Annotated in this window: 17 protein-coding genes; 13 read left to right on the forward strand and 4 right to left on the reverse strand. The window is 65.5% G+C overall.

Annotated features, from left to right (window positions below; genetic code table 11):
- Positions 1–22: 22 nt before the first annotated feature.
- Together ACOOE1_RS12885 and ACOOE1_RS12890 are read left to right on the forward strand one after the other, a co-directional pair.
- Positions 23–1,255, forward strand: coding sequence for a glycosyltransferase (locus ACOOE1_RS12885; RefSeq protein WP_420402598.1), 1,233 nt, complete (start codon positions 23–25; stop codon positions 1,253–1,255).
- Between the two features lie 82 nt (positions 1,256–1,337).
- Complete coding sequence (locus ACOOE1_RS12890; protein WP_420402599.1) at positions 1,338–1,820, forward strand: hypothetical protein; 483 nt, start codon at positions 1,338–1,340, stop codon at positions 1,818–1,820.
- 75 nt (positions 1,821–1,895) lie between these two features.
- Here ACOOE1_RS12890 and bfr read toward each other — a convergent pair whose 3' ends face one another.
- Together bfr and ACOOE1_RS12900 are read right to left on the reverse strand one after the other, a co-directional pair.
- Complete coding sequence (bfr, locus tag ACOOE1_RS12895; protein ID WP_420402600.1) at positions 1,896–2,378, reverse strand: bacterioferritin; 483 nt, start codon at positions 2,376–2,378, stop codon at positions 1,896–1,898.
- A 129-nt stretch (positions 2,379–2,507) separates the two neighbouring features.
- On the reverse strand, positions 2,508–2,735 hold the full coding sequence (locus tag ACOOE1_RS12900) for a (2Fe-2S)-binding protein (protein WP_420402601.1): 228 nt from the start codon (positions 2,733–2,735) through the stop codon (positions 2,508–2,510).
- Positions 2,736–3,059: 324 nt separating this feature from the next.
- Here ACOOE1_RS12900 and ACOOE1_RS12905 point away from each other — a divergent pair, with 324 nt between their 5' ends.
- The 3 genes from ACOOE1_RS12905 to ACOOE1_RS12915 are packed head-to-tail and all read left to right on the forward strand — an operon-like array spanning position 3,060 to position 5,624.
- Complete coding sequence (locus ACOOE1_RS12905) at positions 3,060–4,529, forward strand: cobyric acid synthase (RefSeq protein WP_420402602.1); 1,470 nt, start codon at positions 3,060–3,062, stop codon at positions 4,527–4,529.
- A gap of 48 nt (positions 4,530–4,577) precedes the next feature.
- Positions 4,578–5,108, forward strand: coding sequence for a peptidylprolyl isomerase (locus ACOOE1_RS12910; RefSeq protein ID WP_420402603.1), 531 nt, complete (start codon positions 4,578–4,580; stop codon positions 5,106–5,108).
- Between the two features lie 51 nt (positions 5,109–5,159).
- Positions 5,160–5,624, forward strand: a complete 465-nt coding sequence (locus tag ACOOE1_RS12915; RefSeq protein WP_420402604.1) for a peptidylprolyl isomerase — start codon at positions 5,160–5,162, stop codon at positions 5,622–5,624.
- Here ACOOE1_RS12915 and ACOOE1_RS12920 read toward each other — a convergent pair whose 3' ends face one another.
- Positions 5,625–6,302 carry a cupin domain-containing protein gene (locus tag ACOOE1_RS12920; protein WP_420402605.1) on the reverse strand — a complete coding sequence of 226 codons (678 nt, stop codon included), beginning with the start codon at positions 6,300–6,302 and terminating at the stop codon, positions 5,625–5,627.
- Positions 6,303–6,428: 126 nt separating this feature from the next.
- Complete coding sequence (locus ACOOE1_RS12925) at positions 6,429–6,770, reverse strand: DUF1491 family protein (protein ID WP_420402606.1); 342 nt, start codon at positions 6,768–6,770, stop codon at positions 6,429–6,431.
- Between the two features lie 155 nt (positions 6,771–6,925).
- Here ACOOE1_RS12925 and ACOOE1_RS12930 point away from each other — a divergent pair, with 155 nt between their 5' ends.
- The 8 genes from ACOOE1_RS12930 to ACOOE1_RS12965 are packed head-to-tail and all read left to right on the forward strand — an operon-like array spanning position 6,926 to position 15,701.
- Positions 6,926–7,918 carry a BMP family lipoprotein gene (locus ACOOE1_RS12930; protein ID WP_420402607.1) on the forward strand — a complete coding sequence of 331 codons (993 nt, stop codon included), beginning with the start codon at positions 6,926–6,928 and terminating at the stop codon, positions 7,916–7,918.
- Between the two features lie 45 nt (positions 7,919–7,963).
- Positions 7,964–9,517, forward strand: a complete 1,554-nt coding sequence (locus ACOOE1_RS12935) for an ABC transporter ATP-binding protein (RefSeq protein WP_420402608.1) — start codon at positions 7,964–7,966, stop codon at positions 9,515–9,517.
- Complete coding sequence (locus ACOOE1_RS12940) at positions 9,514–10,620, forward strand: ABC transporter permease (RefSeq protein ID WP_420402609.1); 1,107 nt, start codon at positions 9,514–9,516, stop codon at positions 10,618–10,620. Before ACOOE1_RS12935 ends, ACOOE1_RS12940 begins: the two co-directional genes overlap by 4 nt.
- A gap of 9 nt (positions 10,621–10,629) precedes the next feature.
- Positions 10,630–11,607, forward strand: a complete 978-nt coding sequence (locus ACOOE1_RS12945; RefSeq protein ID WP_420402610.1) for an ABC transporter permease — start codon at positions 10,630–10,632, stop codon at positions 11,605–11,607.
- Positions 11,604–12,428 carry a purine-nucleoside phosphorylase gene (locus tag ACOOE1_RS12950; protein ID WP_420402611.1) on the forward strand — a complete coding sequence of 275 codons (825 nt, stop codon included), beginning with the start codon at positions 11,604–11,606 and terminating at the stop codon, positions 12,426–12,428. The genes ACOOE1_RS12945 and ACOOE1_RS12950 overlap by 4 nt, the downstream gene beginning before the upstream one ends.
- Positions 12,421–13,155, forward strand: a complete 735-nt coding sequence (gene deoC, locus ACOOE1_RS12955; protein ID WP_420402612.1) for a deoxyribose-phosphate aldolase — start codon at positions 12,421–12,423, stop codon at positions 13,153–13,155. Before ACOOE1_RS12950 ends, deoC begins: the two co-directional genes overlap by 8 nt.
- A 9-nt stretch (positions 13,156–13,164) precedes the next feature.
- On the forward strand, positions 13,165–14,481 hold the full coding sequence (deoA, locus tag ACOOE1_RS12960; protein ID WP_420402613.1) for a thymidine phosphorylase: 1,317 nt from the start codon (positions 13,165–13,167) through the stop codon (positions 14,479–14,481).
- Positions 14,478–15,701 carry a phosphopentomutase gene (locus ACOOE1_RS12965; protein ID WP_420402614.1) on the forward strand — a complete coding sequence of 408 codons (1,224 nt, stop codon included), beginning with the start codon at positions 14,478–14,480 and terminating at the stop codon, positions 15,699–15,701. The genes deoA and ACOOE1_RS12965 overlap by 4 nt, the downstream gene beginning before the upstream one ends.
- Positions 15,702–15,712 lie beyond the last annotated feature (11 nt).

Raw genomic sequence — 15,712 nt, forward strand, 5'->3', positions numbered from 1 at the left:
GACACTGAAAAGCCACGGGTTCATGCGTATTCTATTCGGGTGGGAATTCGGCGCCGGTCTCGGCCATATCAATCGGATCAAGCCGATCGCGCGGGCGTTCCGGGAGCGGGGCGCGGAAATCTTCCTCGCCCTGCAGGAAAACGAGCGTGCGGACGCGTTCTGGAACCCGGCCACCGCCCGCCTGCCGAAGGGCTACCATTTGCTGCCGATTCCGAACTGGCGCATGCCGACGGATCCGAAGGCGCGTCAGGTCCCGACCCATTCCTTCGCCGACGTGCTGACCCTGATCGGCTATGGCAACGAAGCGGGTTTCGCCACCCGACTCGAAGCCTGGTGCGGGCTTCTCGCCGCCGTACAGCCGGATCTCGTGATCGGCGATTTCAGCCCGACGCTGAACATCGCGGCGCGCCGGCGCGTGCCGTCGCTGACCATCGGGAATGGCTATACCATGCCGCCGGGCGGGCGCGAAATGCCGCCGATCCGGCCTTGGCAGAGCAAGCTGGAAACGTTCTCGAAAGAGCATGAGACACGGCTGCTGGAGATCATCAACAAGGTGCTCCGCCTGCGCGGCGAGGAGCAGCTTGTCTTCCTGAGCGACGCCTTCCACGGCGACCGTTCCTTTCCGCTCACCCTGCCGATCGTCGATCCCTATGCGGAGAGCCGGAGCGAGGGAACCCTGCCGCCCTTCAACATGCCGACCGGGATCCGGCCCCTGCCCTTGGAGCAGCGCGCGGAAGACGGCGTTTTCTTCTACATGCCGCGTAGCCATCCGAGCCTCCGGACGGTGATCGACGCGCTCAGTCGGAGCAAGCTCAACGTCCGGGCCTATATCAGCGGGCTGGGGCCCCAGCAGGCGGCGCAGCAGAGCACCGCGACCTTTCGGGTCAGCCCCGATCCGCTGCCCTTCAACGAGATCATGCCGAAGGCGCGGCTGCTGGTGCACCACGGCGGTCTCTCGACCGCCGTCGCCGGCGCGATGGCCGGAACGCCGCAGGCGATCGTCCCCTGGAACCTCGAGCATCTGGTGACCGCACGCCGGATCGAATCCCTCGGCGCGATCCAGGTGGTGAACAATCCGGAGAAGGAATTTCCAGGGAAGGCCCTCTCGCAGCTCTTAGTCCGTATGGCACGCGACGACCAACTTGCGGCCAAGGCCATCGGTGCAGCCGGGACCATTGATCCCGGCGATACCGAAACAGCGCTCGGGACCATCATCGAAGCCGGACTGGCATTGGCAAAATCTCCCGGCGGCTGATGCGTCGGTTAACAAAAATATAATTGCAACTCATTCTCAAAATCATTACCTTGTCCCGACGACACGCTGGGAGGGACAGGACGTGCTGCAACTACTTACCGGGGCAATCGCCATGGAGGCGCGCACGGGCAACGGACCGTCCCCCGCCGGAACCTCCGAACCGGCGATCCGGGAATTCGACGCGCTCATCCTCTGGGCGATGCGCAACTGGATGCAGGCACATCGGGAACGTCGCTGCGCGACCGGCCCGTTGCTCGAGACCTTCGAGTTCTCCGGCCTGGTCGCGGCCATGGCGCCGCTCAATCGCATGATGACACTGCTCGTTCTCGCAAACCGGCGCAGGCTTGCCATCGCCACCGCCCCCTCGGCCCCGATCAGCGTCGATGAGCTTGTTCTGCTGCGGATCCTGAACGCCGCGCGGGACGGACAACGGGACCTCGCCGCAACGCGCCTCGGAATGTGGATGGACGCTCCCGGCGCCGCCGCGACGGCGCATGCGGCCCAGCAGCTTTCGGCGGCGCTCTACGGTACGGGCGCGCAGCCTCGTTGCCGGGGCCGCGGCTAGGCGCCAACGAAAAAGGCACCCCGCTCTCGCGTGCGGGGTGCCTCTCCCGATGCGGTGTCTGTCCGGCGTACCGGATCAGTCCATCTGGTTTGCTTCGGACTGCAGCAGCATGTAGTTCTGGATGCCCATCTTCTCGATCATACCGAGCTGGGTCTCGATGTAATCGACATGGCCTTCCTCGTCCTCGAGGATCTTGGCGAAGAGATCGCGGGTCACATAGTCGCCCACCTTCTCGCAATGGGCGATGCCAGCCTTGTAATTCTTGATCCCGTCGAGTTCGAGCTTCAGGTCACCCTCGAAGATCTCCTTGATATCCTCGCCGATCAGCAGCTTTTCGAGATACTGCAGATTCGGAATCCCTTCGAGGAAAAGGATGCGGGCGATGAGCTCTTCCGCGTGTTTCATCTCGTCGATGGATTCGTCGTATTCATGCTTGCCGAGCTTCGAAAAACCCCAGTCCTGCAGCATCTTGGCATGCAGGAAGTACTGGTTGATCGCAGTGAGTTCGCCTTTCAAACCGGCGTTCAGAAACTCGAGAACCTTCTTGTCGCCCTTCATCGGCCTTGCTCCAGAATGAATATCCTGAGGCCGAACATAGCAGTCTTTAGAATAATTCCAAGCGGCTTCGCGGAATCAATACTGCGAATAACATTCAATTTTACAGGGACTTAGGTAAGATCGGCTGACCTAGGCAGCATCCGTCACGGCGAGTTCGGCCTCACTCGTACGAGCGGCGATCTGCTCCCGGATTGTGTTTCTGCAGGTCCCGCATTGCGGACGGCATCCGACGTTCTGATAGACCTGTCCCACGGTCCGCGCGCCCGAGTCGATCGCCCGGTCCACACAGCGATTGGTAAAGCCGTTGCAAAGACACACATACATCGTGCGAATTCCGCAATTGAGAGTCATTCGCATATGATGACTCTTGCGACTGATTGTCAATACAGAAATTAAGACCGGTTTTGTTCCATATCAATGCAGGCGCGAAAACGCGCGGATCTCTGCCGCTTTCCGTGGGATTTTTTCAGGCTGGAAATAGGCGGGCGGCCCCGAGAGGCCGCCCTGGTCCGAGCCGAGAGGGAGGGAGCGAAGTCGGATGGCTCGAACTTTAAATTGCCAGCTTAGCCTTGCTAGCCTGGTACCCTTTTTACGCGTCAATCCTGAACATTTCGTAAACAGAACGCACGAATTACGATTTCCGTGACAGCCTTCACCCGCCCGTGCGAAGAGGCCTTTGTCATGAGAGCGAAAACGCTGATGTTCCAGGGAACCGGCTCCGATGTCGGGAAATCCGTTCTGGTCGCCGGGCTTTGCCGGCTGGCTGTCCGGCATGGTCTTCGCGTGCGCCCCTTCAAACCGCAGAACATGTCCAACAACGCAGCGGTCACCGTGGACGGCGGAGAGATCGGCCGGGCGCAGGCGCTGCAGGCGCGCGCTGCCGGAGTCGAACCGCATACCGACATGAACCCGGTGTTGCTGAAACCGGAATCCGACCTCGGTGCGCAGGTCGTGGTCCAGGGCAAGGTGCGCGGACATGCCAGGGCGCGCGCCTACCAGGCGATGAAGCCGGACCTCCTGAGCGCGGTCTGCGACAGCTTCGAACGACTTCGGTCCGATGCCGATCTCATCCTTGTCGAAGGCGCCGGCAGCCCCGCCGAAGTCAACCTGCGCGCCGGCGACATCGCCAATATGGGATTTGCGGAAGCGGTCGATTGTCCGGTCGTCCTGATCGGCGACATCGACCGCGGCGGCGTCATCGCCGCGCTGGTCGGCACGCACAAGGTGATCCCGCCTGCAGAGCGGGACCGCGTCGCCGCTTTCCTGATCAACAAGTTTCGAGGCGACGTCTCGCTGTTCGACGCCGGGCTCCGGATCGTCACGGACCATACCGGCTGGCCCTCGCTCGGCGTCATTCCCTATTTCCCCGAGGCCCGAAAGCTCCCGGCCGAAGACGCCGTCGCACTCGAGAATACGCTGCAGGCGGAGGGCGGCCGGGTAAAGATCGCCGTCCCCCGGCTCTCCCGGATCGCCAATTTCGACGATCTCGACCCGCTGCGGCTCGAACCGGAGGTGACGGTTGACATCGTCCGGCCCGGCCGCTGCCTGCCGGGCGACGCGGCCCTGATCGTCATTCCCGGCTCCAAGTCGACCATCGGCGACCTGAACGATTTGCGGCGCCAGGGATGGGACGTGGACATTGCGGCCCATGTCCGCCGCGGCGGCCGGGTGCTCGGCATCTGCGGCGGCTACCAGATGCTCGGCCGCATGGTACACGATCCGGACGGGCTGGAAGGCCCGGCGGGATCGGCCGAAGGGCTCGGCCTGCTCGATGTCGAGACCGTCCTGACTCCGGAAAAGGCGCTGACGCGGATCACGGGAGCGACCAAGTCCGGAACCGCCATTGCCGGATACGAAATCCATATCGGACGAACCGACGGCCCGGATCGTGTTCGCCCCTTCGCCGTCATCGACGGCGGCAGCGGCCCGCACGAGGACGGCGCCACCTCGCCGGACGGCCGTATCGCGGGCTCCTACGTCCACGGCATGTTCGCCGCCGACGGCTTCCGCCGGGTCTTCCTGGAGGAACTCGGCGCAACACGCCTTGCGGAGACGTCCTTCGAAGCCGAGATCGACACTGTGCTCGACCGGCTCGCCGACCATATCGAAAGCCATATCGACACGGCCCGCCTCTTCGCTCTTGCCCGCTGAGCGCGGTCGTCTATGGTGCGCCGGAAACGCTCAACTACGGAGGCTTGCATGGCCCGACGTCTCTTCGCCCTGCTGGTGCTGCTGGCCGCGATCGCCTTTGGCGGACCGGCGCGCGCGGCGGACGCCGATAACACGCTCTATCTCGATCTCGAATACGGACGGGTGGAGATCGCCCTGCGTCCGGACCTCGCGCCGAACCACGTCGCGCGGATCAAGGAACTGGCGCGCCAGAAATTCTACGACGGCATCATCTTCCACAGGGTGATCGACGGCTTCATGGCGCAGACCGGCGACCCGACCGGGACCGGCATGGGCGGTTCCGGCCAGAAGCTGAAGGCGGAATTCAGCAACGCGCCTTTCGTGCGCGGCACCGTGGGTGCGGCCCGGTCACGCAACCCGAACAGCGCAGACAGCCAGTGGTTCATTTGCTTCCAGGACTGCCAGTTCCTGAACGGCCAGTATACGGTCTGGGGCGTGGTCTCGAAGGGCATGGAATATGTCGACATGATCAAGCGCGGCGAACCGCCGGCGAACCCGGATCATATCGTCTCGCTGCGCGTCGCGTCGGACGTCAAGTAAACCGGCTCAAGTCTCTAGGGGCCGACCACACATAACAAAAAGGATCGAAACGTGAGCGATCAGGAAAACCAACTCTATATCGACCTCGACCACGGCCGCGTGGTCGTCGAACTGAAGCCGGACCTGGCGCCGAAACATGTCGCGCGGGTGAAGGAACTCGCGCGCGAGGGCTTCTATGACGGCATCGTCTTCCACCGTGTGATCGAGGGATTCATGGCGCAGACCGGCGATCCCACCGGCTCCGGCATGGGCGGCTCCGGCCAGAAGCTGGACGCGGAATTCTCCGATGCGCCGTTCGCACGCGGCACCGTGGGCGCGGCCCGCTCGCAGAACCCGAACAGCGCCGACAGCCAGTTCTTCATCTGCTTCAAGGACGCCCGCTTCCTCGACGGCCAGTACACCGTCTGGGGCGAGGTGGTCGAAGGCATGGAATATGTCGACATGATCAAGCGCGGCGAGCCGCCGGTCGACCCGGACAAAATGGTCAAGGTCCAGGTCGCGGCCGACGCCGAGTAACTACTTTCCGGACCCAAGACCGGCCAGATGGCCGGTCTTGGTCCAGACCAGCGCCTTTTCCGGCGCGGTGAAATCGGCGCGCGACCCTTTCGGAAAACGCAGCCAGCTCCCGGCCCCGTAGCCGACGCCGCCGCTCTCGACCTTACCTTCCAGGACAAGAAACTCTCCGCCGCCCGCCATCTCGAAAGGCGGCTGCGCCGTACCCGCCTCGTAGCGGGTAAGGTAGACATGCTCGTCCTCGGCATCGAAGAGCGGCAGGACGGCGATCCCGTCCGCGGCCCCCTCTTCCCAGCGGGCGTCCGGCGAACGCGTGTCGATGCGGACGAACTCCCGATCCTCTTCGCGCATCTGCCAGAGTTTCACGAAGATCGTACAACCCGAACGGGTGAAGGGTGTATGGCTGGAGCCCACCGGATTCCGGACATACATGCCCGGCCCGTAGTCGCCATGCTCGTCGGAGAAAACGCCGTCGAGCACGAGGAATTCCTCGCCGCCGCCGTGGGTGTGGGCGGAGAATTTGCTGTCCGCCGCGTAGCGCACGATGGTCGTCGCCCGCGCCACCTCCTCGCCGATCCTGTCCAGCATGCGCCGGTCGACGCCGGGCATCGGCGACGACACCCAGGGCAACCGGGTGCTGTCGGTCGCGACGAAGCGCGAGAAATCGGCATTGACCTCCATGGGGCGCGGTCCCTCCGGCGCAATTCAAGACCGACCTGAAGTATGACCGGATTGGAAAATTGCAATATCGGGGGATGTTCCGGAGGCGAACGGGTACCGTTCGCGTGAGGGCCTACAGCTGTCGCCTCAGAGGAAAAGCGCGCCTTCAAGTGGGTTACGGCCTTCCCGGTCCTCGATTTCCAGCACCCAGATATCCGGATCGATCCGGCGTTCGCGCTCAAGTACCGCATCCGCCTCCTCTTCGGGCACCGGCGCCTCGCCAGTGCGTGAACGCCAGGCCAGGCTGCCGTCGAGTTCACGGGCGAGTGCCAGGATCGTGAATCCGGGACCGAGTCGGTTGATCTTCAGATAGACCGCGCCGGCGTCATCGTCGCCGGACCGCGCCACGGTCGCCATGATCCCGAGCGCCATGCACTGGCGCAGGCCGGCCTGGACCAGCAATTTCGACTTGAGGCGCGGTGCGCTCATCGGGTACTCCGCCGCGGGCACACGGAACACCGGTGCGCGCTTCGACCAGTTGGTAAAAGACTAAGGACTCCGTTGTCTTTCTTTCTTAGACTGTCGCCACGGAATGCAGTCCGTGAACGGGTCCGATGGACCTCAATAAACAGGGATGGCAAAAAATGAAACAGTGGGTACTGGCGGCAGTCGCCGCGATCGGTCTCGGCGCCGCCGCCGAAGCCGCGGAATTCAAGCCGGCCGTCGTCTTCGACATGGGCGGAAAGTTCGACAAGAGCTTCAACGAGGGCGTCTACGAGGGGGCCGAGCGCTTCGCGAAGGAAAGCGGCGTCAAGTATCTGGAATTCGAGGTCACCAACGAGACCCAGCGCGAACAGGCGATCCGGCGCATGGCGCGGCGCGGCGCCAACCCGATCCTCGGTGTCGGCTTCGCCCAGGGCCCGGCGATCGAGAAGGTCGCGAAGGAATATCCGGATACCAGCTTCGCCATTATCGACAGCGTGGTGGACGTGCCGAACGTGCAGTCCATCGTCTTCAACGAGCATGAAGGCTCGTTCCTGGTCGGCGTGCTCGCCGCCAAGGCCTCCAAGACCGGCACCATCAGTTTCGTCGGCGGCATGGACATTCCGCTGATCCGCCGCTTCGCCTGCGGCTATGTGGGCGGCGCGCAGTGGGCCAACAAGGATATCAAGGTGATCCAGAACATGACCGGCAGCACGCCGGCCGCCTGGAACGATCCGACCAAGGGCGCGGAACTGGCCCGTAGCCAGTTCGACCGCGGTTCCGACGTGGTCTTCGCCGCCGCCGGCTCCACCGGCCTCGGCGTGCTGCAGGCCGCCGACGATGCCGGCAAGTACGCCATCGGCGTCGACAGCAACCAGAACTACCTGCATCCGGGCACCATGCTGACCTCGATGCTCAAGCGCGTGGATATCGCCGCCTACAACGTCTTCATGGCAGGCAAGAACGGCGAGCTGAAGCCCGGCATCAACGTGCTTGGCCTCGGTGAGAACGGCGTCGGCTGGGCACTGGACGAACACAACCAGGCACTCATCTCTGACGAGATGAAGGCACTGGTTGCGAAGGCGGAGGCCGGCATCAAGTCGGGCGAGATCAAGGTCCATGACTACATGGCCGACAATACCTGCCCGTACTGATCCCCGGGCATCATCAAAGGAATGACTTCCGGAAACACTTGGCCCATGGCGGGCGGTGAAAAACCGCCCGCCATCGAATTGAAGGGCATCTGCAAGAGCTTCGGGCCGGTCCGGGCGAACCGCGACGTGACGCTCCGGGTCATGCCCGGAACGATCCACGGCATCGTCGGCGAGAACGGTGCCGGCAAATCGACCCTGATGTCGATCCTCTACGGCTTCTATCAGGCCGATGCAGGCGAGATCCTGGTCGACGGCAGGACCGCCACCATCGAGTCGAGCCGGGCCGCGATCGACCTCGGCATCGGCATGGTGCATCAGCATTTCATGCTGGTGGAAACCATGAGCGTGCTCGACAACGTCATGCTCGGCTCAGAAGGCGGCGCCCTTCTGGAAGCCGGCCAGCAGGCGACCCGCCGGGAACTTGCGCGTCTGTCGAAGGACTATGGTCTTGCCGTCGATCCGGACGAGCTGGTCGCCGACCTCTCGGTCGGACAGCAGCAGCGGGTCGAGATCCTGAAGGCGCTGGTCCGCGGCGCCCGCATCCTGGTACTCGACGAGCCGACCGGGGTACTGACTCCGCAGGAGGCCGACCGCCTCTTCGAAATTCTCGCCGCACTGAGAGAGCGCGGCGTCACCATCATTCTGATCACCCACAAGCTGCGCGAGATCCTGGCCGCGACGGACTCGGTTTCCGTGATGCGCCAGGGCGAGATGGTCGCGCACCGCACGACCTCGGAGACCAGTGCCGAGGAGTTGGCCGAACTCATGGTCGGCCGCAAGGTCCTGCTCCGGGTCGACAAGGCGCCCGCCGACGCGAAGGACACCGTGCTCTCGGTCGAGGACCTGAGCGTCACCGACAGCCGCGGTGTCGAACGCGTGAAGAGCGCATCTTTCGGGGTCCGCGCCGGCGAGATCGTCGGGGTCGCCGGGGTCGCCGGCAACGGCCAGAGCGAACTGTTGCAGGCGCTGGCCGGCATCCGGCCGCTCTCCGACGGCGCCTTCAGCGTGAACGGCATCCGGACCGTGGGACCGGAGGAGCCGCTCGATCCGCACGAGGCGCGCCGCCTCGGCATCGCGCACGTGCCGGAGGACCGCCACCAGATGGGCCTCGTCACCGCCTTCTCCGCCCACGAGAACCACATTCTCGGCCATCATGACTGGCCGGACTTCAACCGCGGCCTTCTGCTCGACCGGGAGGCCGCTCTCGCCGACTGCGCGGCCGAAATGGAAAGATACGACGTCCGCCCGCCGAACCCGGAGCTGACTGCCGCCATGTTTTCCGGCGGCAACCAGCAGAAGATCGTGCTGGCGCGCGAACTGGAGACCAAGCCGAAGCTGCTGCTGGTCGGCCAGCCGACCCGCGGCGTCGATATCGGCGCCATCGAGTTCATCCACAACACGCTGGTCCAGATGCGCGACCGGGGTGTCGCGGTGCTGCTGGTATCCGTCGAGCTCGACGAGATCATGTCGCTCTCCGACCGCATCCTCGTGATGTCGGCCGGCCGCATCGTCGGCGAAATGGACGCCGCCGAGGCCGATCCGCGCCGCATCGGCCTGATGATGGCCGACATTCCCGAAGACGAAGCCGAGGTCGCATGAGCCAACCGCTCAAACTGCCGCGTTGGGTCGATATCGGCGTCATTCCGGCCCTGAACATCCTTGCCGCGCTGCTGGTCTCGGCACTCGTCATTCTCGCTCTCGGCGAAGATCCGCTGCAGGCGCTCGAGGTGATGCTCTACGGTGCCTTCGGGTATGACGAGGCGATCGGCTACACGCTCTACTACACCACCAACTTCATCTTCACCGGGCTCGCCGTGGCGATCGCCTTCCATGCCGGACTGTTCAATATCGGCGGCGAGGGCCAGGCCTATATCGGCGGACTCGGGGTCGGACTGCTGATCCTCGCGCTCGACGGCTGGCTGCCCTGGTACGCGATCCTGCCGCTGGCGATGCTCGCCGCCGCGCTCTTCGGCGGCGCCTGGGCCGCGGTACCGGGCTGGCTGCAAGCCTATCGCGGCAGCCACATCGTGATCACCACCATCATGTTCAACTTCATCGCCTCGGCGCTGATGGTGCACCTGATGGTCAATGTCCTGATCAAGCCCGGACAGATGTCCCCGGAAAGCCGGGAATTCGCCGAGGGCGCGTGGCTGCCCATGGCGCGCGAGATCGCCGCCATCCTCGGCGTCGATATATCCGGCTCGCCGCTCAATCTCTCCTTCCTGATCGCGCTGGTCGCCGCCGTGCTGGTGACGGTCTTCATCTGGCGCACACGCTGGGGCTACGCGATCCGCACAGTGGGCCGGAACGAGACCGCGGCGGTCTATGCCGGGATCGACCCGAAGAAAACCGTGTTCTGGACCATGGCACTCTCCGGCGCGCTCGCCGGCATGGTCGGGATCAACGAGATCATGGGCGTGCAGCACAGGCTGCTGCTGAACTTCACAGCAGGCTACGGCTTCACCGGCATCGCCGTCGCGCTGATGGGCCGCAACCATCCTGTCGGCATCGTGCTCGCCAGCCTGCTGTTCGGCGCGCTCTATCAGGGCGGGGCGGAGCTCGATTTCGAGTTCGAGCAGATCACCCGCGACATGGTGGTGGTGATCCAGGGCCTGATCATCCTGTTCTCGGGCGCGCTCGCCTACATGTTCAACCCGATGGTGGCGCGGCTGGTCGGCCGCCTCGCCGCGGTGCGGGGCTAGGAGGGCACGATGGAAGAAGCCTATCTCCTCGCCCTGCTCACCCTGGATGCCACGCTCCGGGTCGCAACGCCCCTGATCCTCGCCGCCATGGCAGGACTCTTTTCCGAACGTTCCGGCGTCATCGATATCGGTCTCGAGGGCAAGATGCTGGCGGCCGCCTTCGCCGCCGCCGCGACCGCCGCTGCCACCGGTTCAGCCTGGGCGGGTCTTGTCGTCGCCATCCTCGTCTCGGTCGCGCTGGCCCTGCTGCACGGTTTCGCCTGCATCACCCACCGCGGCAACCAGGTGGTCAGCGGGGTCGCCATCAACGTGATCGCGTCGGGCCTCACCGTCGTGCTCGGCATCGCCTGGTTCCACCAGGGCGGCCGCACGCCGACGCTGGACGCCGACTTCCGATTCACCGAGCACGCCCTGCCCTTCGCCGAGGCGGCACGCAGCATTCCGGTCATCGGCAGCGTCTATGCCGAGGTGATCAGCGGCCACAATTTCCTGGTCTATCTCGCACTCGCCATGGTCCCGCTGACCTGGTGGGTGGTCTACCGCACCCGCTTCGGCCTGCGCCTGCGCGCGGTCGGGGAGAACCCGGCAGCGGTCGATACCGCGGGGATCAGCGTCGCCCGCCTGCGTTACAGTGCGATGGCGATCGCCGGCCTGCTCTGCGGCATCGCCGGAGCCTATCTCTCGACCGCGCACTCCGCCGCCTTCGTGCGCGACATGACCGCGGGCAAGGGCTACATGGCGCTGGCGGCGATGATCTTCGGCAAATGGAAGCCCGTACCGACGCTCTTCGCCTGCCTGCTCTTCGGTTTCCTCGACGCCCTCGCCGTACGCCTGCAGGGGGTCGAACTCCCGGTGATCGGCACCTTCCCGGTTCAGCTCATCCAGGCGCTTCCCTATATCCTGACGGTGGTGCTGCTTGCGGGCTTTATCGGCAAGGCGGTGGCGCCGAAGGCAAGCGGCACACCCTACGTAAAGGAGCGCACGTGACCCCCTACTACGATGCGGCCGTCGCGATCCGCAAAGCGCTTCCGCAACGGGATGCGAAAATCGCTCTGGTGCTCGGTAGCGGACTTGGCGACGTGGCCGACGCGGTGGAAGATTCCGCCTCTGTCTCCTTCGCCGATATCCCCGGATTTCCGAAACCGAGCGTCGACGGTCATCACGGAAAGCTCGTCCACGGCACGCTCTCCGGGCGCAAGATCTTCGTGCTGCAGGGCCGGGCCCATGCCTATGAGGGGCATCCGCTCTCCGACGTGGTGCTGCCGGTGCGGGCGATGGAAGCGCTCGGGGTCGAGACCCTGATCCTGACCAATGCCGCCGGAAGCCTGCGCGAGGATATGGCGCCCGGCAGCCTGATGATGCTGACCGACCATATCAACTGGTCCGGCGCCAATCCGCTGACCGGCCCGAACGACGCCACTCTGGGGCCGCGCTTCTTCGACATGACGACGGCCTACGACACGGCGCTGCACGCGGCGCTGATGCGCAGCGCGAAGGCGGAGAACGTGGTGCTGCACGAGGGCGTCTATCTCTGGGCGCTTGGACCGAACTTCGAGACCCCTGCGGAAATCCGAGCTTTCCGTATCCTCGGTGCCGATGCTGTCGGCATGTCGACAGTGCCGGAAGTGCTGGCCGCACGCCACGCCGGCCTGAAGATTGCCGCAATTTCCGGTATAACCAACTTCGGTGCCGGCATGGTCGCGAACGAGATTCTCGACCATGCGCACACCCTGGCGCAGGGGGCGACGATCGCCGAATCCATGACCAAGCTGCTGCTGCATTTCCTGAAGGATCCGGTCCATGACTGACGCCGACGCCGCACGGGCTCTCTCCATGCTCGATCTGACGAGCCTCGGGGATGACGACTGCCCGGACATCGTGGCCGCCCTGCTGAACCGGGCGGAGACGCCCTGCGGCAAGGTCGCGGCCGTCTGCATCTGGCCGCGCTTCGTCGCCCAGGCAAAGAGTGCGCTTGAGGACACCGGCATCCGGGTCGCCACCGTGGCGAACTTCCCGCACGGCCGGCCCGACATCGCGGCGGCGGTCGAAACCACGCACCAATGCGTACGCGACGGCGCCGACGAAGTCGACGTGGTCTGGCCCTACGAGGCCTGGCTGAACGGGCACCGGGAGCTCGCGGGCGACCTGGTCTCGGCCTGCAAGGCGGAATGCGGCGACAAGGCGCATCTGAAAGTCATCCTCGAAACCGGCCGGTTGCAAACCGGGGACGCCATCGCCGGTTCCGCGCGCGACGCCATTGCCGCCGGGGCGGATTTCATCAAGACCTCGACCGGCAAGACGCGGGTGTCGGCGACTCTCGAGGCCGCCCACATCATGTTGGAGGCGATCCGCGACAGCGGCCGGCCGGTCGGCCTCAAACCGTCCGGCGGTATCCGCACAACGGCGCAGGCCGCCGCCTACCTCCATCTCGCCGACAAGATCATGGGCTCCGACTGGGCGACGCCGGAGACTTTCCGCTTTGGCGCAAGCAGTCTGCTGGATGCGCTTCTGACCACCCTCGACTCGGAGCAATAGAACCAGGACATGCTGACGCAGGAGATTATCCGGAAGAAGCGCGACGGCAAGACGCTCTCGGACGGGGAGATCGCACTCTTCGTCGAACGCATGGCGCAGGACGAGGCCAGCCCGGCGCAGATCGCCGCCTTCGGCATGGCTGCGTTCCTCAATGGCATGGAGACGGGGGAAACCGTCGCGCTGACACTGGCGATGCGGGACAGCGGCAGCGTTCTCGAATGGGATCCGGACGATCTCGGAGGGCCGGTGCTCGACAAGCATTCGACCGGCGGCGTCGGCGACAAGGTCAGCATCATGCTGGCGCCTATGGTTGCGGCGGCCGGCGGCTACGTGCCGATGATATCCGGTCGCGGTCTCGGCCATACAGGCGGCACGCTGGACAAGCTCGATTCGATCCATGGCTACGACACCGCGCCGCCAGTGAAGCGCTTCCGTCAGGTGGTCGCCCAGGCAGGCTGCGCCATCATCGGCCAGACCGAGGACCTGGCGCCCGCCGACCGGCGTTTCTACGCCGTGCGCGATGTGACCGCGACGGTGGAATCCATCCCGCTCATCACCGCCTCGATCCTCTCGAAGAAACTGGCCGCCGGCCTGCAGGGCCTCGCAATGGACGTGAAGACCGGCTCCGGCGCCTTCATGCCCGATCTCGGCGGCTCCCGCGCCCTCGCCCGCTCCATCGTCGACGTGGCAAACGGGGCCGGGCTGCCGACCACGGCCCTCATCACCGACATGAACCAGGTGCTCGGCCATTCCGTCGGCAATGCGCTCGAGATCCGTGAAGTGATCGACTACCTGACCGGAGAGCGGCGGGACGAACGGCTGCACGAGGCTGTCGTCGCCCTCGGCGCCGAGATGCTGGTGACCGGCGGCGTTGCCGCGGACCGGGAAGCCGCCCGCGCCGCCCTGCTCCGCACCCTCGCCTCCGGCGCCGCAGCCGAACGCTTCGAGCGCATGGTCTCCGGCCTCGGCGGACCGACCCACCTGCTGCACGAAAGTTCGGCCCTGCAGACCGCATCGCATACCGCCGCCGTCCTGCCGGACACACCCGGCAAGGTGAAGGCGATCGATACACGGCAGGTCGGCCTTGCCGTGGTCGAACTCGGAGGCGGCCGTCGCCGGGCCGAGGAACGGATCGATCACTCGGTCGGCCTAACAGAAATCGCCGGGCTCGGCGAGGAGGTCGGTCCCGGCCATCCGCTCGCCCTCGTGCATGCTCGCAGCGCGGCAGACGCGGAACGCGCGGAGGCAACGCTGAAACAAGCCTTCACGATCGGCGACACGGCAGAGGCGCCGGGCCCCGTCATTTTGGAGACCGTGACTGCATGACCCGCGCCTTCCTCATTGTGCTCGATTCCGTCGGCATCGGCGGCGCCGCGGACGCCGCCGCGTTCGGCGACAGCGGATCGGACACGGTGGGCCACGTCGCGCAGGCCTGCGCCGCCGGACGGGGCGACAACGCGGAACGGAGCGGACCGTTGCGCCTGCCCAATCTCTGCCGCCTGGGCCTCGGCAGTGCCGCTGAAGCGAGCACCGGACACCTGCCCCCGGGCCTTGTCCGGGCGCCTGCCGATGCCGCCTGGGGCTTTGCCTCGGAGACCAGCAACGGCAAGGACACGCCGAGCGGACACTGGGAGCTCTGCGGCGTCCCGGTCAGCTTCGACTGGGGTTATTTCCCGGAGACGCAGCCCTGCTTCCCGCGCGAGTTGATGGAGAAACTCGTCGAAGCCGGCCGCCTGCCCGGCTGGCTCGGCGACCGTCATGCGAGCGGGACCGTCATCATCGAGGAGCTGGGTGCGGAGCATATCGAAAGCGGCAAGCCGATCATCTATACCTCCGCCGACAGCGTGCTGCAGATCGCCGCGCACGAGGAGCATTTCGGCCTGGAGCGGCTGCTGAGCCTCTGCGAGACCGCACGCGATCTCGTGGACCCACTGAATATCGGCCGGGTCATCGCCCGGCCCTTCAGCGGCGAGACACCGGAGACCTTCCGGCGCACGGCGAACCGGCGCGACTATTCCGTGCTGCCGCCGGAGCCGACCCTGCTGCGCCGCCACACGGACCGGGGCGGCCCGGTGATCTCCGTCGGCAAGATCGGCGATATCTTCGCCCATGACGGCACCGGCCGCGAGGTGAAGGCGCCGGACAATGACGCGATGTTCGACCTGTTGCTCAGCGAGACGAAAGCGGCCGGCGAGAATACCCTCCTCGTGGCGAATTTCGTCGATTTCGATGTCCATTTCGGCCATCGCCGCGACCCGGCGGGCTATGCGGCGGCGCTGGAGCATTTCGACCGCCGCTTGCCGCAATTCGAGCTCCTGCTCGGTCCCGGCGATCTTGCCGTCATCACCGCGGACCATGGCTGCGATCCGACCTGGAAGGGCAGCGACCATACCCGCGAGAACGTGCCGGTGCTCGCCGGCGGCGGCGCCCGGCCCGACGGACCGGTCGGTCATCTCGCCAGCTTCGCCGATGTCGGCCAGAGCCTGGCGCGGCATCTCGGGATCGCCGACATGCCGCACGGCCAGTCATTCCTGTCGGCGGCCTGAGGGAGAGAGGC

It is taken from the genome of Nisaea sp. (assembly GCF_965216895.1).
Lineage (GTDB): Bacteria > Pseudomonadota > Alphaproteobacteria > Thalassobaculales > Thalassobaculaceae > Nisaea.